Here is a 21,907-nt window from a genome sequence, read left to right on the forward strand (position 1 = left end):
AGAACATAAATTTATATTCCAGAATGACTAATTCTAACTTTTTAAATACGGGAGGGACAACTACATGGCTAATCCGGCACTCAAGCCATCCTTGCTCAACCAATTCAGACTCAGCTGGAATCATTTCAAATCAAGACTTCTTCTGAAATATGCGTTTTCCTACATCCTCATATTTCTCATTCCTCTAACAGGGGTTACTATTTTCGTATATGAAAACGCTGTCAAGGGACTTCGTGTCGAAATTGAACAATCCAATGTCAATCAGCTGAACCAGGTGAAGAACACCATAGATACCCGTATGAACGAGCTTCAGGAAATAGCCGGGCGAATCGCTTATGACAAGTATTTGACCCCATACATGGTGAAGGATCCCTACTACAGCATGGAGGCGGTACAGGCCTTGGCGAATTACAAAGCCAGCAGCAACATTGCCGAGGACCTACTTCTGTATTTCCATAATGACTCCAATATCTATTCTCACCGTGGTCTCGCTGATCTTCATGTCACCTTCGATACGCTCTATCAATTTGAACGCTGGACTCCTGCAGAATTGCGACAGGACTTAAATGAAACCAGACAACCGCTGGTACGTCCCGCGGAGAATGTAACCATAAATTCCCGGACAGATCCAATGCTTGTCATGCTCGTACCCATTAAACCGAATGACCCTTATCCATATGGAACGGTTGTCTATTTAATGAAAGAATCCAAGCTTACTGGCGTTATGGATTCGATTTTGAGTGACTTCACGGGGAGCAGCTATATATTCGGTCCTACTGGAGAGGTGTTGACCGCAAACAGCCACGGCGTCACCCTTCCACGGAACGACCTTGAGAAGATATCCGGACTTGAGCCTGGGATTCATAATCTGAAGCTGGACGGGGAACAACACTCCGTCGTTTCGGTGCAATCAGAAGAAAATGGCTGGACCTATGTGACCACGATGCCAAGCTTCCAATTTTTCAGCCGTGTGGCCCATGTTCAGACCCTGATTTTAATTGTCTTTTGTATTACGGTAATCACTGGAATAGCTGCCGCATTGCTGCTGGCCAAACGGCAGTACCATCCGATCAGGGATCTGATGGAATTCGCCAAGCTGAAAAGCAGCGGCAAGGATGCTCCCAAGGTTCGCAATGAGTGGGAATGGATCCGGCAGACTCTCCATGATTACAGTGCCAAAATTGATTTACAGGAGCCTTTCGTCCGCAATCAGTGTATGCTGCTGCTGCTCAAACATGGCAAGCCGGACGACCCTGAGATTGAGCAGATGATCTTCAGTACCGGCTTCAGCCATCCTCAGGGAGAAGGACTCTATTTCTCAGCTATATTATCCTGGGATGACACCAAGCCGGGCAGCAAGTCCTGGCAGGAACGGCATCTCCTGCAGGAAATCCTCAGCAATGTGTGCTTGCCCACTTCTGGTGCACAGATCTTTGGTGTGGAATTTTCGGTCAAGGACCAATTTGCCCTGATCATTTCGCTTCACGGAGATGCGGACATGCTCGTCCAGACCCGGATGGAGCAGGTTATTGAAGGCATTCAAGCGATCATTCGCGAGCACTCGCAGCTGTCCTTAAGCATCGGTGTCGGTATGGCATACAGCGACCTGAGCCGCCTTAACCAATCGTTTATTGAAGCTGCTGCGGCACTGGAACACCGAATGATCCGTCGCAGCGGACAGGTAACCTACTTTGAGCAGCTTGCAGAGCTGAACCCTTCCGCCACCGAGAGTTTCTGGATTCCGCGCAAATCCATGTTGAAGCTGGAGCAGAGTCTGAAACAGGGCAACGAACCCGTAGCCGTCCAGATGATTGCTGATACCATCGAGATGATCAAAGACGAGCCGCTGCAGGTTCATCTGCTGCGCTGCATCTGCTTCGAACTGCTGAACGCTTTTCTGCGCACGGCCTCCGAACTTGGGATGGACAGTGTGTTTGCCAATATGCCGGAATTGACCTCCTTTGAAACGCTGGAAGAGCTGGAGAACCGCCTGCTCTCTCTGGCCGCTGACATTTGCATGCAGGTCGAGCGGAACACGGAGACTAGCGAATCATCGTTAATGGATGACATTCTGGCATACGTGGACGAGCAGTTCGCAGACTACACACTCAGCCTGGAACATGTGGCGCTTAAGTTTGCCATTTCAACCTCTTATTTGAGCCGGAGTTTCAAAGAGAAGACTGGCAGCAATTTCTCACAATATATCTGGCAAAAACGTGTGGATGAAGTTATCCGGCTGTTAGAGAATACTAGCGCACCGCTCAAGGAAATTATCGAGCAGGTCGGTTATTTGGATACGCCGAATTTCATCCGCAAGTTCAAAAAAGAAATCGGTCTTACACCAGGGCAATATCGTAAAGAACATGCTTTGAAGGAGACTGTTGTGAAAAGGCCCATTTAATTCCGGGCTTCCTTCTTCCCCTGCAAAGCACCTGAAACACTAACCAAGTTAGCCCGCTTACTGCCCTTCTCGAAGGATATGCTCTACCAGTTCATCCAGAGGAACCGTGGCGAGAGCAATCGCTGTATCCGTTACTCCGTAATAGATATAGAGCAGTCCGTCTTTGACCACGTTTCCGGTCGGGAAGATTACATTCGGAATCTGGAATCCAAATTTCTCGTAGTACGTCTCCGGCTCCATAATGAAATGATGGGTCCGGGCAATGATTTTCTCAGGCTTCTCCAAATCCAGCAGCATAGCTCCCACACGGTAGACGATATCTTCATCGACGCCGTGATAGAGCATCAGCCAGCCCTTGTCGGTACGGATAGGAGGCGTCGAGCCCCCGATTTTCCGCGATTCCCAGGACAGGTTTCCGGCGGTAGCGAGCAGCTTGGGCTCTTCCCAGTTCACCAGATCCTCGGAGTAGGTAATCCACATGGCCGCCTTATCCGTACCGTAGTCTTCACCCACATATTCCTCGGGGCGGCGCAGGAGCACGAATTTGCCATCTATTTTTTCAGGAAACAGAATGTTGTCCCGGTCGTTAATATCAAGGGGCGTCGTATCCGCCACAAACTCCCAATCCAGGAGATTATCCGATTTCAGAATGGAGGAGCGGGTCAACCAGTGTCCCTCCTCTTTCCCCCATCCGTCCGGATATTCGGGAATAGTGCGCAGGGGGACGCCAGCTCCGGTAGGATAATAGCTCATTGCACAGGGACGCAGGGCGTAGTTCAGATAAAAGGTTCCATCAATTTTGACAATACGAGGGTCCTGCACACTGCCATAAGGAAAACCCAGCATATCGGGGGTCACAATGGGCTCATCCTTCACGTGGGTGAAGTTAACGCCGTCATCGCTCTCCAGCAGCCCCAGATAATTCTTGCATGGAGTCAGGGAGCCTGCGGTGCGCTCAATCATGTAAAATTTGCCGTTATCTATGATGACCGCCGGGTTGAAGACCGTAACCTTGCGCCACTCATAGCCGCCCGGGACGACAATGGGATTGTTCGGGTGTCTCGTTATCTGCATGTCTGTTCCTCCTGGAATTCATGTTCAAGGTATAGTTTACGCATGGGCTTGATTAGTTGGATTTCCAGCGGTCATACGCAGCCTGATTAATTTCAGCCACACGCTCTCCGCCCATTTTCTTAACGGTAGCCACATAATTGTCCCAACTGGTTAGCGGCTCTGCACCGGTGATAAACTTCGCTTCCATCTGCTTCACATAAGTGCTCAAATCCGAATTCAGGTTGCTGATTTCCGTCTGTTCTTCCACGGTCAGGAACAGTGTTGGGAACGGAATCCGAGCGCCTTTATCGAGAAGCTTCTGCTTCGTTTCCTTCTCTACCCAGAGATCAAAGTCTGTCTTCAGCCCTTTACTAATATCATCCATGGACAGGGTCGGAGCAGGAATACCGTAGTTAGGTGTCAGAGTGGCTCGATAATCTTCCATTTCCTTTCCGTCCGGTACAGGCAAGTATTTCTTGACCCGGTTTTCTTTGTCGGTGTATTCCCAGAGAATGCCCTCTGGCCCTTTATTGAAGAACATGGCACCTTCGTAGGAATAGAGATAATCCACCCAACGCATGGAGGCTTCCGGCGCCGGGTTGCTCTCCGTAATGGCAAAGGCACCCGTTGTAATGCCTCTGTTCTTCGCAATCGCCGGAGCATCAACCGATTCGCTACGGACAGGTGCAAACATCGGATCTGCAGTCGAAGGCTCTCCGCCTTTGGACATGTAGGCATGCCAGTCGGAGAAGAGGGCGACCTGGTTGTTCTGTGCCTTAGCCTTCTTTTGCTCTGCCGTCTGCGAGAAGCTCTCATGATCCAGTAGCTCTTCGGACCACAGACGATTCATATAAGTCAAATATTCCTTATAACCTTCTTCAAGCGGTGTATAGTGCACCTTATCGTTATCATCCACGTATACTTCTTCTTCATAAATACCGAAGGCGCCAAGCAGCCAGGTGCGAATATCACGGAGGTTGGCAGCAGGTGTTGTCACCGAAGATATCGGAATTTCATCAGCGATACCGTTACCGTTCGGATCCTCCTCTTTCACACGCTTCAGGTAGGTATACAGCTCTTCTGTCGTTTCGGGAAGCTTGTCAATGTTTAATGCTTTCAGGAAGTCCCCGTTGTACCACATTGGGTTGCGATACCAATGCTGACTTAGTTCTACTACCGGCAAAGAGTAGATATGCCCGTCCGGTGCTGTAATGGATTTCCGGACATCCGGGTTCTCATCCAGCAAGGCCTTGAAGTTCGGAGCATATTCTTCAATCAGATCCTCCAGTGGAACGAGGATACCCTGCTCTCCATAATTCATCTGCTCCGCAGTAGTCAAACCGGCAGCATAGAGTATATCCGGGTAATCTCCGCTGGCGAGCACCAGATTCTTCTTGGTCTCGAAGCTGTCCTTCGGTGCATTCCTGTATTCTAGCTTAATGCCTGTCTTCTCCTGCATCTGCTGGAGCACTTTCATGTTCTCCCAGTTCTGAATCCCTACATCCGGCGCCATAAGCGTAAGAGTTACGGAGTCATTGACAATCGGGAAACCCTCTTTATTCACAGCAACCGCTCCGGTACTGTTATCTCCTGCTCCTTTGTCAGCATTACTGCAGCCTGCCAGCAGTGTAAGAACTAGAGCCGAAGACAACAGAAGCTTCCATGGTTTGCGTGTGGTCTGCATAAATAATTCCTCCCTTGTTATATACACATTCTAATGGTTCAACCTTTAACTGAGCCAATCATGACCCCTTGGACAAAGTAACGCTGCAGGAATGGATAGACCGCCACGATCGGAAGCGTGGACACCACAATGACTCCATATTTGATTAGTGATGCTGTTTCAGCCTTATTGTTCATGGCCGTCGCCACCTCACTATTGATCGAAGCGCCCGTGGTTTCGGCCGACATCTCCTGAAGGACAAGGATCTGGCGCAGAACCATCTGCAGCGGATACTTGGCTTCATCATTCAAATAGATCAGGGACGGGAAATAACTGTTCCAGTGTCCTACTCCATAGAATAGAGCCATAACGGCAATAATGGGTGCCGACAGCGGCAGAATAATGCGAATGAACAGCTTCAGATTCGTACAGCCATCCATGTGAGCCGCTTCCTGCAGTTCTTTTGGGATGGTCGTCTGAAAAAAGGTGCGGGCCACGACAATATTCCAAACTGAAGCAGCCACCGGCAGAATCAATGCCCACATGCTGTTGATGAGTCCGAGGTTCTTGACCAGCAGATACGTCGGCACGAGCCCTCCGCTGAAGAACATCGTAAACAGAATGAGACCCATGAACAGATTACGCCCGACAAAATCAGATCTGCTAAGCGCATATGCGGCTGGCAGAGTAACGGCGAGATTGACCAGAGTCCCTACCACCGTATAAATAATCGTGTTCAAATAACCATTCCATATCTTCGGGTTTTCGAAAACAAGCTTGTAGCCGTCCAATGTCACATTCTTCGGAAACAGCCACATGGCTCCCGAATTGACGTCCTTCGGAGAACTGATGGAAGCACTGAGAATATAGATCAGCGGATAGAGAACAACGAGCAGAGCAAGAACCAAATAAATATAGGTGCAGATCACAAACAGCTTGTCTCCTCTGGATTCTTTCATGGCAGTAACCAAAGACCTCAACTCCTTTCTACCAGAGGCTATTCTCACTGGTACGTTTGGCAATCTGATTGACAGTAACAAGCAAAATAACGTTGATTACCGAGTTAAACAAGCCAACAGCCGTTGAGAAGCTATACTGGGCATCCACCAAACCGGCTCGGTAGACATAGGTGGAGATTACATCGGAGGCTTCCATATTGAGTGAATTCTGCAGCAGCAGAATTTTCTCGAAGCCAAGGCCCAGTATATTACCCATATTTAAGATCAACATGATTGTAATGGTGGGTACAATTGTCGGCAGATTGATATGCAGCATCCGTTTAATCCGGCTCGCCCCATCCATAATGGCAGCTTCATGCAGCTGGGGATCTACGCCAGACAAAGCCGCGAGATAAATAATCGTACCCCAGCCGGTACTCTGCCAGACTCCCGAGAAAACATAAATTGTCTTAAACCAGGCCGGATCCGTCAGAAATTGTGCTGGTTGAAAGCCCAGGAATTCGATGAGCCGGACGATCATTCCACTGGAAGGCGACAGAAAGGTAATGATCATCCCCGCCATAACAACGACGGAAATGAAATGCGGAGCATAGGTTACCGTCTGAACCGATTTCTTGAACGGACCGTTCCGAACCTCATTAAAGGCTAGCGCCAGAATAATCGGAAGTGGAAACCCGATCGCAAGTTCATAGAAGCTGATGCTGAACGTGTTCCAAAGCAGATCCCAAAAGAAATAAGAATTGAAGAATCGTTCAAAATGGTCAAAGCCAACCCATTCACTGCCTGTAATTCCTTTTGAAGGTACGAAATTCTTGAAAGCAATCTGAATGCCGTACATCGGGCCGTAATGAAAAACGAGGAAATACAACAACGCGGGAAGCATGAACAAATAAAGCTCCCAATTTTTCCAAATTCTTTTGCCAAGGGATTTGTTCTTTAATGAAGGTTTTACGGATACTGCAGCATGACTCACCTTCATTCTCCCACTCCTCTCTATGGTTTTTTTCGTTACATAAAATAAATTTGTATCCGCTTTGCATGTAGCTGACCTCTCTTATGCTAGCGCTTACAATTCAAATTGTAGTGAACCCTAGCTGACACCGTAAATATGTAGGTTGTGCATTGTCATCTTAGAAAACGCGTATAACCGGGCTGCAGCGGTACTTTCGGGCTTGCCGTGATTTAAATAACCACTGATAAATGATGGCGATAATGTGTGAATTATGAACCTCCCTTTAAGCTGCAAAAGTTACATATTGTGATCAACGGGCAAGTATGCAAACATTTGCTACGAATGCCAAGGCTACCACACGGACTGATGATATCAGAAGGTTTATATTATGAGCCGTGCAACCTTAACCTAACTATGTAGGAGGAGTTTTGACTATGAATCTGCCACCTTCCATTACCGAGTACTTGAATGAAGCCGACGAACGGCTTGCCCATCATCCCAAATTGCAAAAGCTGTTCCGCAACTGCTTCCCCAATACACTTGAGACGACAACCAAGCTGCTTGAAGACGGCACCACTTTTGTATTTACTGGCGATATTCCAGCCATGTGGTTGCGCGATTCTACGGAGCAGGTGCGCCACTACATCCCGTTTGCCAAAAATGACTCTGAGCTTCAGCGGATTCTTCGCGGCCTCATAGCCCGGCAGATGTTCTATGTGAATATCGACCCGTACACGAATGCATTTAATGAAACAGCAAGCGACAAGCATTACCGAGCTACGGATGATTGCAATTTAAACCCCTGGATGTGGGAGCGTAAATACGAGCTGGATTCCCTCTGCTTTGTCGTTCAGCTGGTTTATATGTACTGGAAGGAAGCGGAGCAAACCGATATCTTCGATACCGAATGCTACCGAGCACTCAGCTCCATTGTGAACGTTATTGAAACGGAGCAGTACCACGGAGAGAAGTCGTCCTACCATTTTATCCGACAGACGCTTCAGGATACGGAGACGTTGTACAATAACGGACGCGGCATGCCTGTCAACTACACCGGCATGAGCTGGTCGGGCTTCCGCCCGAGTGATGACAGCTGCGAATTCGGCTACAACATCCCCTCCAACATGTTCGCTGTGGTGATTCTCGAGTATATCCGCGAGATTGCCAGCGTTATTTATAAGGACGAAAGGCTGGCTGCCCGAGCAGCGAAGCTGCGCAAGGAAATTGACTTCGGTATCCGGACGTACGGGATTGTGAATCATCCGAAATACGGTCGAATCTACGCCTATGAAACGGATGGATTTGGGAACTATTCACTGATGGATGATGCTGGCACACCGGGATTACTATCTATTCCTTATATTGGTTATGTAGGGGTGGAGGATGAAATATATCAAAACACCCGCCGATTTGCCCTCAGTTTCGATAACCCCTTCTACTTCGAAGGTAAACATGCCAAAGGCATTGGCAGTCCGCATACGCCAGGAGGTTATGTGTGGCATATGGCACTGTCTATGCAGGCGCTAACAGCAGATAACGATGAAGAAATGAAAGAATTAATCGATATGCTGATCAGGACTGATGCAGATACCGGGTATATGCACGAAGGCTTTCACCCGGATGATCCCTCTGACTTTTCACGTGAATGGTTCGCCTGGTCTAACAGCCTTTTTGCTACGCTGATCGGCAAAGCGATGGACAAGGGAATTATTTAAGCCCACTAAGATATACACTCTTTTAGAGACAGCTACAGCGAGAATTATCGTATTCCAACAAAAAACCTCTGCACCGTCCTGTTTATAGGGAAGGCCGCAGCAGGTTTTTCGTTTTTTGTAGGTTTCCTCACTATTCTATATTTAGTAGCTAATCCGAGTCCGATCGATTTTGACATTAGACACGCTGTCGCTTGCCTCATAATACGTGCTTCAACGCCAGCGTAAATGATTCACAGACAATACAGGAGCACCAATGTCTCAAGGTGATCCTGTTGAAAAAATTCTCATGTTATTTAATTTCTGAACTCATTCAATTATCCCGGTGAGCATTAGTACGTTCGTTCTTGACAATGATAATCGTTATCAATAATGTGAATATAGGAAATACATTGATTAATTAACTTCAAAATTTGATCACATACTACTATTGAAGTGAGGTCGCACTGTGAACATAAACATCAATCTACTAGCAGAACACTTTGCACAAATTCCTTTTCAAGTAGAAGGAGTATACCGATATGGTAATACATCTGGAGTGCCCTACGCAGATTATACAGATTCTTTCCCGGGATTTGTGTTCCCCTTGACAGGGAAAATACAATTTCATTTTAATGGAATGCCTTATATTTTTACGCCAGGGAAAATTGTTCATGGGGGAGCGAAAATGAAACTAGAACAAACAATGTTTGGTGACACTAACTGGGAGTATATTCTTGTGTTATACCGGATACATGACTCAAAATTAAAAGAGTCGTCCTTTTCTCATCAACATTTTGAATTGCCAACCGGAGATTCCACCCGTCTAACCGAATTAATTATACGGCTTTGGCATGTGTATAATCAGCAAGGTGGAATTTCGATGTTTCAGACAGAAATGTTGTTTCGTGATGCACTAAATGAAGCATTATTATGTGCGGATAACAGGCAAACTAGCAGTGAATCACTTGCCTTATTCCAAAGTGTATCGAAATTCATACATGAATACTATTATCAAGGTCTTACAATATCATCGCTCGCAGAGCATTATGACGTTAATCGAAATCGACTTTCTTATGTGTTTAGAAGACATTCTGGTATGGGGCCCGCAGAATATGTACTGAAATACCGCATTAACATGGCGCAAAAAATGTTATTTACAAGTGATGTCTCAGTACAGCAGATTGCAGAATCTGTTGGAATTACAGACCCCTTTTATTTTAGTAGAGTGTTCAAGAAACAATTTGGTCTTTCTCCAACCGAGTATAGGCAGAGATTCACCAATAATCCATGTTAGTTTCAACAGGTATCCATTTTAAACTGAAAATAAAAATTATATGCTAATAGCAAGCCAGGAAAACAAGATGTCTGGAATATTGCGTATGTAAAAACGTAAATGTCTGATCATCCCAAAATGATATGTTACGGACCCCAGGTGGTGAATCGCCAATTTCAGTGTTTGCATTCTTGTGAAGCAAAGTACATAAAAATAAGGAGTGATTACTATCCATTATCAAGTTATTAAACTGAGTGAGGAACTATCTACAATTCATGATCAATGGACTCCAAAATTCATTGGTGAAATGAATGACTATCAAATTAAGCTTGTAAAGATTGCCGGAGAATTCGATTGGCATGTTCATGAAGAAACAGATAAGGTATTTTTCGTGATCGAAGGGGAAATGATCATTGATTTTCGTGATAGTCAAGTGAAGATTTACAAGGATGAGATGATTGTTATCCCGAAAGGAATAGAGATCAAGCCATCCGCCATAAAAGAATGTCATATCATGTTGATGGAGCCAAAAGCTTAGCAAATACGAACGGGAATTGGGGCCCACTATACAGCCGTCAAAGGTCTTTGAACCTCATGGTTTGTTTGTGGCAAGAGCGTCAGTGAGCTTATTCAGAACATTCATTTACCTAAGAAAGGAGCTGGTAGCAGAAGCTCCTTTCTATTTTTTTCAACTCTTTGGTTATTAGCTGTTATTCCCAGTACTTTTTTATTGAGCTACCTTTAAGTGTTATCTCAAAGCCACTTCAATTCAGTTTATTGGTGATTATGAGCCGCCGTTAAAGCCTCGCAAACGTGATGTAATCGATTGGGACAGGCTCTGACGATTCAATTCGAAGCGCTTGGTTGATCTGTCCCCGGTGATATTGCCCATGTAAGATAACCTGTGACAGAATGTCCCGGACGGACGTTTGAAACAGAACCCCGCTCTGGTTCGCGTAGTCGAGCATCTCATCCAATTGGGATTCATCAAGTCCTTCTATATAGACGCGATATTGCTTGGCGTTTTCTTCGAACATCGACCGAATCACGGAGAGGTCTTCAGCCTCCTCCCACAACGAATATTGCCCGCTGCCCTTGCCATGCAATCGGGATAGCCAGACACGTTCTGCAACCGCGACATGCCTAACCAGCTTTAACAGGTCTTTGTTCCTCGTCTCACTTTTCAAAACCGCGTCCAAGATTCGTTCGTCGGCCCAGTACAGATGCTCCATCATAGCCTTAATTGTCTTCATTTCGACAACCCTCTCTTCTTCTCATCACTTTAAATTCACCAATTACCTTCTAATCAACTACATTCGACAAACGCTCATTTTCTTATTGTGCAATTGAACAATACAATCGTTCATCTCATAGTTTGGCATATTTTAACAGAATAAAAAAGGTTGAAATGATTCAAGAATTCAATTATATTTGACATATCAACTATTGACTAGTCAAATATTGATGTATCAACTATTAGATAAAGGGAGAGAAATGATTATGAAACCATCTCAAAAAACAAACGATTTTAATGAAATTATATACGGACGCCGCTCGATTAAGACTTATGATCCATCCATCAAGATTACCAGAGAAGAAATGACTCAAATGATCAACGAAGCGAGCACTGCTCCTTCCTCCATTAACATGCAGCCTTGGCGTTTCCTTGTTGTGGATACGCCAGAGGGAAAAGACAAACTCGTGCCACTGTCCCGCTTCAACAAAGAAAAAGTAGCTCAAGCGTCAGCTGTTATTGCCGTGTTTGCGGACAAAAACAACTTCGATTATGCCGAAAACATTTATGGAAAAGCCGTTGATCTCGGATTAATGCCACAGGATGTCAAGGACTTTCAGTTGAATGCATTCAAACCGATCTATAACAGCATGTCTGATGCTGAAATGAACGATGTCATTATGCTTGACTCCGGTCTGGTTTCCATGCAATTGATGCTGGTTGCCCGTGCGCATGGATATGACACCAATCCAATTGGTGGATATGAAAAAGATCAAATTGCCGAAGTGTTTGGATTGGATAAAGAACGTTATGTACCCGTCATGCTGCTGACCATCGGTAGAGCTGCGAGCGAGGGATATACGTCCTACCGCCTGCCAGCAGAAGAAACGACATTCTGGGCTTAAATCAAATAAGCTGCATGCCATAATGCGAGCAGCCATCACATTGTGATATAGTTGCCTTTAGCTGCTGAATGTCTTGGAAGAGATGTGCCTTGGTTACCAGGCTGCTTTTCCAAGATATTCGGCACCATTCAAGGAGGGGCACACATGAATTGTTCATTGGAGCAAGAAAATCTATTAATTCTACTTAAAAATATAAGCAATCAGCTGAAACCCAAATTTGAACGTTGTACGGGGATCAGTTCCTCACGATATGTTCTGCTGTATCATCTCTATATTCATGAAGAGGTGACTCAAAGCCATTTGCAAAAAGCCATTCACATCGACAGTGCTGCCATTACACGCCATTTGAAGCAGCTGGAAGCAGATGGTCTCGTATCAAGAAGACGAAATCCCATTGACCAAAGAGAAACCTTCGTTCGGTTAACAGAACAAGGACTCACACATATAGCCAACTTCAAACAGGATCGTAACCAGTTCGTTCATCAGATGCTGCTTGATTTCAGTGAGGAAGAAGTTGCCATGATGACAGACATGCTCGCACGAATGCAATTCAATATGAAAGATATGTAACATTTAATGGAAACGGTCTGGAACTGCCGAGCTTGGTCTATCTTATGGAGATCCTTACGTCCTATTAACGTAACGATTTTTATAGACCGTTTTCATCTGTTCTTCTTCACATTAAATTCTTGGATTTTTTTTAACCACTGCAGTACCTTACTTGCCTTTTCTTGTATCAAATCCGGATCATGCGTCTTTTCCAATTGAGGAAAGGATTCAACATATCTAGTTAAGTATTCACTAACAGACCAACGGACTGCCCAATTGCTATCTGTGGAACATGGAATCCACTTGGATACTTCTGACTTATTCGTATTTTGTAACAATCCGTGCGCATACCAACCGCGCACTCCTCCCTCGCTTTCCTCGCTTAATCGTTTCCAATAGCGCTTCTCTCATATTCGTCTTCTGGTTTAGCTAAGGCGTATACTGCAATTTTCCTTATTACATCGGATTCATCTTCTGCATACTTCCATAATTCTTGTCGAGTTACGATTTGTTGTTGAACAAGTTTGGATAAAGCTAACCCCCTTTCAATATCATCTAAAGATTCTATAGAATGGTCATGGCCAGCAATACGGAAACTCGATACACATTGGTTTGCTTTTTTCAGGTTAACCTGCATTTCTAAACTATGAATTACATTACCTACATTTATTCTTGGTGCATTATTTTTGTAGTCTTCTATTGGATCAGCATTCTCAATCAATTTACTACGTAAGTTTTTTGTATCTAATTCTGGATATTTAGAAAATAAGTACGCAGCAATACCCGTTACGAGCGTTGCTGCACCGGAAGTTCCCCAATAATATGATACCTGTTCTTCTCTCTGCTTGGACTCACAGAAAGGAAGCGTTAGATATACTCTTGGAGCTAGAATATCTGGCCTGAAATGTCCATCTCCATTCTTGCCAAACGGCTCATCGGGATAAGGCAAATGTAGGTGACGCTCCGCCTTCCCACGATCATTGAAACCGCCCACAGTGAAATGTTCGATAGGCGGCATAATGTTGCCCAATCTGCTATTGCCGTTCGAACAGATGACCATCAAACCTCTTTCGACTGCAGAATTTAAAGCTTGGACTGTTGAATTCTTATGAGTTTTCTGTAGGAGTACAGGATTATCTGAAGCATGCCAACCTGTGCATAAAATAATTTTAATATTCCAGTTTGGCTGTTTCAGGACCCAATCCATTCCATATTTTAAACGCTCACCTTCACCTTCTCTGAAAGCACCATGGTCAAGCACAATGAAGTTTGCAGCAGGAGAAAGACCTACATGTGTTTTTCCTTCTAAAAAGAAAGGTTTATGAGACAGGGTTAATATGGTCATCAAGCCATGTTCACCGACTTCCTCATCTACCTCACCTGAAGATTGGAATGCAATATTATTGCAATTTATAGTTAGATCATTTTCGACAATTACGTACTTAATTCGGTCACCCAAGTGGCGAATCGTATGATGGGGCTTCATTTTATCAATGATTACTACTCCAATATTATGGCCGGAATTATGAAAATCCGGTGGTTCCATAAATCCTAACCTTGCCCATGTCGGATCAGGAAATGCCATCGTTGTTATCCCCCTATATCTTCTAACAGCGATTGTATAACAGAAAAGACTCCCTAAGGAGTCCCTTCTTTCAATGCTTAAGCCTAACAATATATTTGTTATCACTCTGGTCAATAAGATCAACTACACTACTTCTCCATTGGGAGCGGTGTAAAGAGCAGGTTAACTGGCAGGTTGCTTCCTGGCGCTGCTGAAAAAAGAATCGTTACACTCTCCGAAGAGGATCCTGTTCGGTAAAGTACGCTTTGTTCACTGGACGTGTTGATCGATATGCTACCATCGACAATTTGTACAACTTGACCGTTCACAAGTGCTACTCCAAAGTACTTTCCTCCACGTGGGTTAAACGAAATCAGTGTACGCGGAGCAACATTGCTTAACGTGATTTTGTATAACACCCCAAAGTTACCTGCATTGGATGCATCCGTGTAAGCCATTGGATCCGTTCCAACCAAATTCGGGTCGCTTGCATTATCTCCAAGGGGTAAGCGTGCCGGCGTCGCTCCCACTTGCTGGTCGTACGTTATAACACGAGTTGCATTCGGGTATGTGCCACGGTTGTGCACACCGTCACGATCAAGCACAGGCAGCGTTGGTAACGCTTCGAACGGGTCTTTATTTTCTTCGACCAGAATAACGTTATAATCCAGAGAATAATCGCTGAGTGCATCCGAATAGAGTGAAATCACTTGTCCTTCTTTCATCGGAGTTTTATTAAGTTCGGTCAAAATCAGTTTACTTTCCCCAGGTTCAAAATATTCTTTCTTTTGATCCGCTCCAGTCTGTATAGACCTGAACCATTTATCAATAGACAATTTACCAGCCACAGTAGCAAACGGAGTCGGTCCTGCGAAGCCCATATTTTGCTGCTCGAATACTGCCGGATATGGGTTGTTATTTGTTGCAATAACATACATTTTTACTCTTTTGCCTGTATTGTTCACATGGTGAATCATGAAGCGCGTCTGCCCCGAAGAAGACTCTTGGTACACAATGCCTTCCGTATTAACTGTTTCCGGACTGTTGCTGCGAATGAGCAGACTTGCTTCATCCCTATACGTATAAGGCACTTTCTCCATGGAAGTCACTTCGCCACCATTGAAGGTGAATTTCTGTCCTACCGGTGTGAAAAGTAAATTAAAATCCGAGAAATTATATAACGTTTCATTGGTTATGTTAATGACTTTAGAATACGTATCAGTAGCCCCATGGTTATCAGTGACGGTCAAGGTCACCGTTTTGGGTCCAGGTTCAAAGAATGCGAGCGGATTGTTATCCCAAGCCGTTTTCTCAATCTTGCCTTCATCATCTGTACTTTGATCCAAATACGTTATTTTTTCGCCCATTTTATATTGGTCCTTGTCCGTTGTGAACATGGCTACAGGTGGAAGATTAGGCTGCAAAATTTGAATGGTAACCGAATAGGGATCACTCCACTGGCCGTTTGAATCCTGAACTTGATATGAAATGGTATATGTACCCGCTTGATCAAACGAATCCTGACGACCTGTCCAGCGTTCGCTCGTGATCTCCAGACCGTTTGGCGAACTATAGGAAGTCACATAATCCACTGTATCTCCCGCAAAAATTTCCTTTTGGGAAATCACAAAGCTTGCAACAGGTTTCTTATGTAGATTGAGCACAACGGTTTTCGCCGACTGATTCACTTTGTAGGAAATGTTCAGCGCTTGAGTAATGGAAGTTAACGGCACCATAAACGTATTTTTTTGCTGATACGCAGGGCCTTTCATCGTTTTGGACTCACCATTAACGGTATAAACCTTGCTGTTTGTTTTGAATCGGAGCTCATTGTCACCACTGATAATAATGGTCTCCTTGGTTTTGTTATCGTATTTAACTCCGTATCCCACACGATCCACCAGTGCACGAATCGCAACATAGGATACACCGTTTTTGACAGTCATTGGCTGGCCTGCAAGATACGATTTTCCATCCTGCTCCATTTTATTGCTGTTCATGTACAATATAAGGTCTCCACCTGATGTAACAGCAGTGGAATCTCCTGTTGCAGGTTGTTGCTCGACTTGAGCTGGAGTAGCTGGAGTAGCTGGCGTCTTGTCATCCTCGGCAGTTCCCTCCTGGATTGCAGAACCCTCCTCGGATTCATTCGTTGTTGCTGCTTTATCAGTAGTATCCGGATCATTTTCTGCCGCCGATGTTGTCTCCACGACTGCTGATTTGGAGGCTTCTGTGTCTTCTTCAGCAGATTCAGCTTTTGATGATGCTGTGCTACTTTTTATTTCCACTACATTCTCGGTATGCTGCTGCTCTTCCTTAATGACCTCTACGGATTCTACTTTGGCAGGCGTTACAACTGCTACATCCCCTTGATCCATGGGTTGTGCGCTCGCCGAACCGACTGTAAATGCTTGAAGTACAGCTACAGCGGTAAATATGGACATATTCCTCTTCAGATTCATTCTTCGTTTCTTCCCCTTTCGTTTCCTAGCAAATTTGATTCTATTAAAAGTCATACTATTAAACGCTCGAATACGGAAAAAGTTACTAAATAAATTGAATATTATGGATGTGGTGCAGCTATTTTCAATGGGGATGCTATTCATATAACAAGATTATTGAGTCATCTCTAGCTCAGACGCTATCCTTTCGTTAGGTTAGAAGTAAATCAAAAACAGCTGATCCTATTGATCAGCTGCTTTGATTCGGTTTACTAGTTTATACTTTCAACCTCTACTGCTAAACCGTTTAATCGCTTCTTCGGTCACCGGCTGGAAGAGGTTAATGAGATTTCCGTCGGGATCACGGAACAACATCGCACGATTCCCCCACGGCATCGTGGTCGGTTCCTTCACCCAATCATCAACAATGGGCTTTAAGCGCTCATATTCAGCATCGACATCGTGAACACGGAACTCGAGGATGACACTGCGATTATCGGCAGCCACTGCAGAACCAATACCGAACAGTGGTACCGTCTGGGAGTGACCTATAGCCAGAGTGCACGAAGGAAGAACGAGTTCGGCAAAGACTGGCGCGGGACGTTCCGCTGTTATACCCATGACTTCCTCATAGAACTCGACAAGACGATCCACGTCGTCAGTAATCACACGTACAGAAGCAAAATTCATAAAAGTACATCCTTTCTCTTCTAAAAGATAAATACCATATCATCTTTGGGTTAGAATAAGCTTTCCATCCTTCTGGTTTACTTCATGAATCATAAAAGAACGCTACTGACCACGGTATGTCAGTAGCGTTTACACCTCATAACTTCTTAGATCTTTAAATTCTTAAATCATTCAAACAGATTGAGATTTCATGTATTAAAAAAGACAGACTGCCATTCCGCAGACTGCCCGTGTTTTTAGAGTTAACGTTATCGTTTCTTAATCATGGTACGTGGCATAAATTACCCGCTTATATGGGTATGATCGGCTTGGTCCCGGAAAGCCCGGTAGCTCAGCAAACCTACCAGGAGTGCTAGAATGGTCAGTCCGGCCGCGAACAAATAGAGATTCACAATCCCGATGTATTCGGCAAGTCCAGCCATGCCCAGTAGCGAAATACAAAATACGAGATGCATAAGTGAAGCTTGAGCAGATAACACCTTGGGCAGCAGCTGTTTGTCTACACTATGCTGAATCAATGTGCGACGGTTAATCACGGAGAGTTCCGCGAAGGGCCCCATTAACATGACTAAAATAAGAGCGACAAAAGGCAGCGTGTTAAGTGCATAAAGCGCGGTCAGCACGCCATATCCAGCCATTCCAATCATCATCACCATTACATAACGGTTACCGATGGTCCGTGCCAGTGCCAGTACCAGCAAACCACCACCTATGGTCCCTGCGAAATAAGCGGCATTAATAAATCCCCACCATTCTTCGCCTTGACCAAGTGCAACTTGTACAAAAGCAAGGGTAAATGCGCCTACCCAAATGGATGCCCCGAGCATGTCGATAATGTCCATAAAGGTTAGCACCCTCAGACGTGGCGTTTCCCATATCATTTTCCAGCCTTCAGTTAACGTATGCCATTTGGATGTGCCAATTTCCGGTATGGCATTAGAAGAAAGTGCATCTAATTCCTTTTCTACTACTTCCGATCTCACGGGTTCTTTGACACCCAGCGTAAATACCGCGGCCAGACCGTAAATAACAGCGGTGAGCAATAAAGTGGGGCTAGCTCCCATAAATGCAACGATGATACCGCTTAGTCCCCAGCCTGCAAATTGCACGATCTGGTCGCTGACGCTAAGCAGTCCGTTGGCTTTAAGCAGACCTTGCTCACGCAATACCAAACGTGGAACAAGTGCATTACGAGCCGGAGTTGTCCATCCATCGAGAAAAGACATCACGAATACTAGCAAAAATACTAAAACAAGTGATGAAGCCTCTCCGTTAAACTGCAAATAAACCGCCAGGCCAATGAATAACAAAAATTGTCCCACTTGCGACATTAGTAGAAGGTTGGACAACTTGAAACGATTAATCAGTAATGGCGCAATCAAGCTGCTCAACATTTGGGCTCCGCTGCGCATTAGCGGCATCAGTGCTGCCGACACAAGAGAGTCAGTTCGATCAAGGACCAGCACGGTAAGTGCCATGATATAAAGCACGTCTGCTGCATTCGCAGCAGTTTGGGTCGTCCAAAGAAAATAAAATGGACGGGTTAAATCAGATGACTTCATCGAAGCTTATTCTCCATTTCTCCATAAGTTACTTCATAAAACAATATAATCGATATTACAATCAAAATAAGATTACGGCACTTAAAACCGTTTTACAACAAAAATCAATACAAAAAATATAGATAGTAGCAGCAAATCACCGTATAAGTGGTACACCTTATACCAATATATAGAGGTCACCCTCCTATCTAACTAGTCCTGTCAAAACAAAAAAAGCCGCAAAATAGCGACTTCCAACACATTGCTAAGATGCGATCAGAAAAGGACCGTTAATTAAAGACGACATGGATATCTTCTGGATATCCATAGGATACTCTTAAAAACTGTGTATACAACGATAACGGTACAGTGAGACAAGTTAATTGCATTCCAGAACAATGTGGAGCTAACGAAAAAAGGCGAGCCCATAAGCTCGCCAACATGTGACTTTCAAGCACTAAATGATTGAAATAACTACTATTGTACCTACATCCGATCATTAAAAATGAACATATACGCAACCAGTGTAACAGTTATTAATTCATTTCCAAGCTGATATGTTTAGTAAATCGTTGGAACCATTCCTCCATCCATACGAATCGGTGAACCTTTAAACGGTGCTGCATAAGGGCTGCATACGAATGTAGTAAGTCTACCGATCTCGCTCGGTCTGATGAAACGCTGCAGCTCGGATTGCGGAAGATTCGCAGCCATGAATGTTTTTTCTTTTTCCTCAAAAGTCATGTTCTCATCCTGATAAACGCTCTCGATAATCTGTTGTACATTCTCCGAAAGTGTTGGTCCAGGCATGATTGTATTGACCGTTACTTCCGTTCCCGCTGTCAGTTTGGACAGACTCTTCGATAACGAGAGCAGCATGGATTTGGTAACGGCATATTGCGGCATATGACCTGGCATCACGGCTTCTTCACTCGCTATGAAGACGATTCGGCCAAATCCGCTGTTCAGCATAGCGGGCATATAAAATTTGGTCAGAGCATTTGCGGAAAGCACATTGGTCTGAATGTATTTTTCCCACACGGCGTCATCTACATCGTAATAAGACATGATCTCATAAATCCCGGTGTTATTTACCAAGATATCAACCTGCGGGAATTTTGCAAACAATGCTTCGCGCTCAGCAACAATAACGATATCAGCTGCCGCATTTTGAGGCGAAGTATTCGGATACGCCAACTTGATTTCTCCGACAACACGTTCAACATCTTCATGTTTCCGTCCATTAATCAGTACGTTGACCCCTTCTTTGGCCAACTCGATGGCAATTGCTTTGCCTATTCCTTTCGTGGAACCTGTTATCAACGCTGTTTTGTTATTTAAACCCATATCCATGATGCATTTCTCCTCTGTTCTGGTTGATTAATGAATATTCATTCTTTCTGAAGGCATATCTACTGCACGGATCTAATGATACGCTCCACAATTCGATGTGTAACTAGCAGAGAGCGACAACAAACTAGCAGATCACGCCTTTCTCGAATGATACGTTCCAGAAAACAAACCAGGAGATCTGGGGACTGAATCCACTTGTTTACAGATCAAAGGTACACATCAAAAAACCGTTGATCTTTAGATCAACGGGTCAAAAAATAATAATTTGTTTCGCATAACTGTTATGTTCTTTGAGAATCTATTAAACACCCTTCATAACCGAATCACTATGGATTTCATTTGTGAATGGCGTTCTGATCTTTGACATCTCAAGTTGTCTCAGTATATCGGAGTACCGGTCGTCTGTTGTTTTTGCCCAATCAGGAGAAAACGGCATAGTGCATAGCCTGCCACAGCGTACGCGCCGATCATACCTACAATGCCGATCCATCCAAAATGGCTGTACAGGTATCCCCCACCAGTTCCACTAACACTGGAACCAACATAATAAAAGAATAAATACAGGGCATTTGCCTGCGACTTATGATGGGCCGCAACAAGACCGACCCAGCTGCTGGCGATGGAATGTCCACCAAAGAAGCCGAAGGCGAACAAACCGAGACCCACAATTTTGATCCACAATGCCGGATGCATGGTGCAGATAGCACCCGCCAGAATGATCGCAATGGTAATGCTAAGTACATGGGACCGTCCATAACGGTCGGCAAGCCTGCCCATCCAGGTACTGCTGACTGTGCCCATAAGATACACAACGAAAAGACTTCCTACCAAGGATTGGCTGAGATGATACGGAGCACCGGTCAGTTCAAAACCGATGTAATTAAACAGCGTAACAAAGCCCCCCATTAGCAAAAAGCCTAGCCCATACAAACTGAGGAGCCGCGGATTTCGGCATTGTGACCATAGAAGAGGCAGCGCCTTGGTTAATCCCGGAGAAGTCTTGATAAAATTCCGTGAGGGCGGAATGACCAACCAGAAAACAACAGCTGCACACAGGCCAAGCACACCGATAAATCCAATGGCTGCTCGCCAACTGAACCAGTCCGTGATAACTCCACTTATAAACCGCCCAGCCAGACCCCCGATGGAGTTGCCACTGATGTACAGCCCCATGGCGTACCCCAAACTAACAGGTTCAATTTCTTCCGACAAATACGTCATCGCCGTGGCAGGCAGACCCGCAAGTGCCACGCCTTGCAGGACGCGGAGCAGCAACAAATCTGTATATCCCTGGCTGAATGCGCTCAGAATAGCGATGATCGAAGATAGCACCAAGGATGCCGTCATGATAAATCGCCGCCCAAGGGCATCAGACAACGTACCGATAAACAACATGGTGATAGCCATGGCCACCGTTGAAACGGAAAGCGTCAGGCTCGATTGTGCCGGAGTAATGTCAAATGCCTCACTAATCTCCGGCATAAGAGGTTGGAGACTGTATAACAACGCAAACGTAACGAATCCTGCGGCAAACAACGCAAGGCTAATGTTTCGAAACGTCTTGGTTCCCTGCTGAATCATTGAAATTCCAACTTTCTCGGCAGGAAAGCTCCTGATCGGCAGCTGCCTGATCGC

The 21,907-nt window shown here is 45.0% G+C and carries 17 protein-coding genes; 6 read left to right on the forward strand and 11 right to left on the reverse strand.

Annotated elements, in window-relative coordinates; genetic code table 11:
• Positions 1–64 precede the first annotated feature (64 nt).
• Positions 65–2,401: a helix-turn-helix domain-containing protein gene (locus tag MHB82_RS17175; RefSeq protein ID WP_341175392.1), complete on the forward strand. Its 2,337-nt coding sequence runs from the start codon at positions 65–67 to the stop codon at positions 2,399–2,401.
• A 57-nt stretch (positions 2,402–2,458) separates the two neighbouring features.
• Here the strand turns inward: MHB82_RS17175 and MHB82_RS17180 are convergent, their stop codons facing one another.
• The 4 genes from MHB82_RS17180 to MHB82_RS17195 are packed head-to-tail and all read right to left on the reverse strand — an operon-like array spanning position 2,459 to position 7,055.
• A complete protein-coding gene (locus MHB82_RS17180; protein ID WP_341175393.1) occupies positions 2,459–3,475 on the reverse strand; it encodes a glycoside hydrolase family 130 protein in 1,017 nt (338 codons plus the stop codon).
• 52 nt (positions 3,476–3,527) lie between these two features.
• The gene (locus MHB82_RS17185) at positions 3,528–5,138 is read right to left on the reverse strand and encodes an extracellular solute-binding protein (protein WP_110822998.1); all 1,611 of its coding nucleotides are present in this window, start codon (positions 5,136–5,138) and stop codon (positions 3,528–3,530) included.
• 38 nt (positions 5,139–5,176) lie between these two features.
• Complete coding sequence (locus MHB82_RS17190) at positions 5,177–6,088, reverse strand: carbohydrate ABC transporter permease (protein ID WP_095357638.1); 912 nt, start codon at positions 6,086–6,088, stop codon at positions 5,177–5,179.
• Positions 6,089–6,104: 16 nt separating this feature from the next.
• Entirely contained in the window at positions 6,105–7,055 is a 951-nt protein-coding gene (locus MHB82_RS17195; protein ID WP_095286731.1) for an ABC transporter permease, read from the reverse strand.
• Positions 7,056–7,462: 407 nt separating this feature from the next.
• On the opposite strand from MHB82_RS17195, the gene MHB82_RS17200 reads away from it, so the two are divergent.
• The 3 genes from MHB82_RS17200 (at position 7,463) to MHB82_RS17210 (ending at position 10,533) form a co-directional block, all read left to right on the forward strand.
• Complete coding sequence (locus MHB82_RS17200) at positions 7,463–8,743, forward strand: glycoside hydrolase family 125 protein (protein ID WP_341175394.1); 1,281 nt, start codon at positions 7,463–7,465, stop codon at positions 8,741–8,743.
• Between the two features lie 445 nt (positions 8,744–9,188).
• On the forward strand, positions 9,189–10,016 hold the full coding sequence (locus MHB82_RS17205) for a helix-turn-helix transcriptional regulator (RefSeq protein WP_341175395.1): 828 nt from the start codon (positions 9,189–9,191) through the stop codon (positions 10,014–10,016).
• A gap of 208 nt (positions 10,017–10,224) precedes the next feature.
• Positions 10,225–10,533, forward strand: a complete 309-nt coding sequence (locus tag MHB82_RS17210; protein ID WP_110823371.1) for a cupin domain-containing protein — start codon at positions 10,225–10,227, stop codon at positions 10,531–10,533.
• Between the two features lie 259 nt (positions 10,534–10,792).
• Here MHB82_RS17210 and MHB82_RS17215 read toward each other — a convergent pair whose 3' ends face one another.
• A complete protein-coding gene (locus MHB82_RS17215) occupies positions 10,793–11,248 on the reverse strand; it encodes a DinB family protein (RefSeq protein WP_341175396.1) in 456 nt (151 codons plus the stop codon).
• Between the two features lie 247 nt (positions 11,249–11,495).
• On the opposite strand from MHB82_RS17215, the gene MHB82_RS17220 reads away from it, so the two are divergent.
• Both MHB82_RS17220 and MHB82_RS17225 read left to right on the forward strand, forming a co-directional pair.
• Positions 11,496–12,134 (forward strand): nitroreductase family protein, encoded by a 639-nt coding sequence (locus tag MHB82_RS17220; protein WP_341175397.1) that lies wholly within the window; start codon positions 11,496–11,498, stop codon positions 12,132–12,134.
• A 144-nt stretch (positions 12,135–12,278) separates the two neighbouring features.
• Positions 12,279–12,704: a MarR family winged helix-turn-helix transcriptional regulator gene (locus tag MHB82_RS17225; RefSeq protein WP_110823002.1), complete on the forward strand. Its 426-nt coding sequence runs from the start codon at positions 12,279–12,281 to the stop codon at positions 12,702–12,704.
• A gap of 361 nt (positions 12,705–13,065) precedes the next feature.
• Here the strand turns inward: MHB82_RS17225 and MHB82_RS17230 are convergent, their stop codons facing one another.
• The 6 genes from MHB82_RS17230 to MHB82_RS17255 form a co-directional block, all read right to left on the reverse strand.
• The gene (locus MHB82_RS17230; RefSeq protein ID WP_341175398.1) at positions 13,066–14,268 is read right to left on the reverse strand and encodes a S8 family serine peptidase; all 1,203 of its coding nucleotides are present in this window, start codon (positions 14,266–14,268) and stop codon (positions 13,066–13,068) included.
• A 128-nt stretch (positions 14,269–14,396) separates the two neighbouring features.
• Positions 14,397–16,709 carry a stalk domain-containing protein gene (locus MHB82_RS17235; RefSeq protein WP_341175399.1) on the reverse strand — a complete coding sequence of 771 codons (2,313 nt, stop codon included), beginning with the start codon at positions 16,707–16,709 and terminating at the stop codon, positions 14,397–14,399.
• 264 nt (positions 16,710–16,973) lie between these two features.
• Positions 16,974–17,378 carry a VOC family protein gene (locus MHB82_RS17240; protein ID WP_341175400.1) on the reverse strand — a complete coding sequence of 135 codons (405 nt, stop codon included), beginning with the start codon at positions 17,376–17,378 and terminating at the stop codon, positions 16,974–16,976.
• Between the two features lie 281 nt (positions 17,379–17,659).
• Positions 17,660–18,940, reverse strand: a complete 1,281-nt coding sequence (locus MHB82_RS17245; RefSeq protein WP_341175401.1) for an MFS transporter — start codon at positions 18,938–18,940, stop codon at positions 17,660–17,662.
• 540 nt (positions 18,941–19,480) lie between these two features.
• Positions 19,481–20,272 (reverse strand): SDR family NAD(P)-dependent oxidoreductase, encoded by a 792-nt coding sequence (locus MHB82_RS17250; RefSeq protein WP_341175402.1) that lies wholly within the window; start codon positions 20,270–20,272, stop codon positions 19,481–19,483.
• Between the two features lie 378 nt (positions 20,273–20,650).
• Complete coding sequence (locus MHB82_RS17255; protein WP_341175403.1) at positions 20,651–21,853, reverse strand: MFS transporter; 1,203 nt, start codon at positions 21,851–21,853, stop codon at positions 20,651–20,653.
• Between the last annotated feature and the right edge of the window lie 54 nt (positions 21,854–21,907).

Origin of the sequence: Paenibacillus sp. FSL K6-2862 (assembly GCF_038005125.1) — a bacterium.
Taxonomy (GTDB): Bacteria; Bacillota; Bacilli; order Paenibacillales; family Paenibacillaceae; genus Paenibacillus; species Paenibacillus illinoisensis_A.

Coding starts and splice junctions, on each gene's coding strand:
- MHB82_RS17230 (WP_341175398.1), bottom strand. CDS start 14,268: ATGGCATTTCCTGATCCGACATGGGCAAGGTTAGGATTTATGGAACCA.
- MHB82_RS17180 (WP_341175393.1), bottom strand. CDS start 3,475: ATGCAGATAACGAGACACCCGAACAATCCCATTGTCGTCCCGGGCGGC.
- MHB82_RS17225 (WP_110823002.1), top strand. CDS start 12,279: ATGAATTGTTCATTGGAGCAAGAAAATCTATTAATTCTACTTAAAAAT.
- MHB82_RS17195 (WP_095286731.1), bottom strand. CDS start 7,055: ATGAAGGTGAGTCATGCTGCAGTATCCGTAAAACCTTCATTAAAGAAC.
- MHB82_RS17175 (WP_341175392.1), top strand. CDS start 65: ATGGCTAATCCGGCACTCAAGCCATCCTTGCTCAACCAATTCAGACTC.
- MHB82_RS17235 (WP_341175399.1), bottom strand. CDS start 16,709: ATGAATCTGAAGAGGAATATGTCCATATTTACCGCTGTAGCTGTACTT.
- MHB82_RS17245 (WP_341175401.1), bottom strand. CDS start 18,940: ATGAAGTCATCTGATTTAACCCGTCCATTTTATTTTCTTTGGACGACC.
- MHB82_RS17255 (WP_341175403.1), bottom strand. CDS start 21,853: ATGATTCAGCAGGGAACCAAGACGTTTCGAAACATTAGCCTTGCGTTG.
- MHB82_RS17185 (WP_110822998.1), bottom strand. CDS start 5,138: ATGCAGACCACACGCAAACCATGGAAGCTTCTGTTGTCTTCGGCTCTA.
- MHB82_RS17220 (WP_341175397.1), top strand. CDS start 11,496: ATGAAACCATCTCAAAAAACAAACGATTTTAATGAAATTATATACGGA.
- MHB82_RS17250 (WP_341175402.1), bottom strand. CDS start 20,272: ATGGATATGGGTTTAAATAACAAAACAGCGTTGATAACAGGTTCCACG.
- MHB82_RS17240 (WP_341175400.1), bottom strand. CDS start 17,378: ATGAATTTTGCTTCTGTACGTGTGATTACTGACGACGTGGATCGTCTT.
- MHB82_RS17200 (WP_341175394.1), top strand. CDS start 7,463: ATGAATCTGCCACCTTCCATTACCGAGTACTTGAATGAAGCCGACGAA.
- MHB82_RS17215 (WP_341175396.1), bottom strand. CDS start 11,248: ATGAAGACAATTAAGGCTATGATGGAGCATCTGTACTGGGCCGACGAA.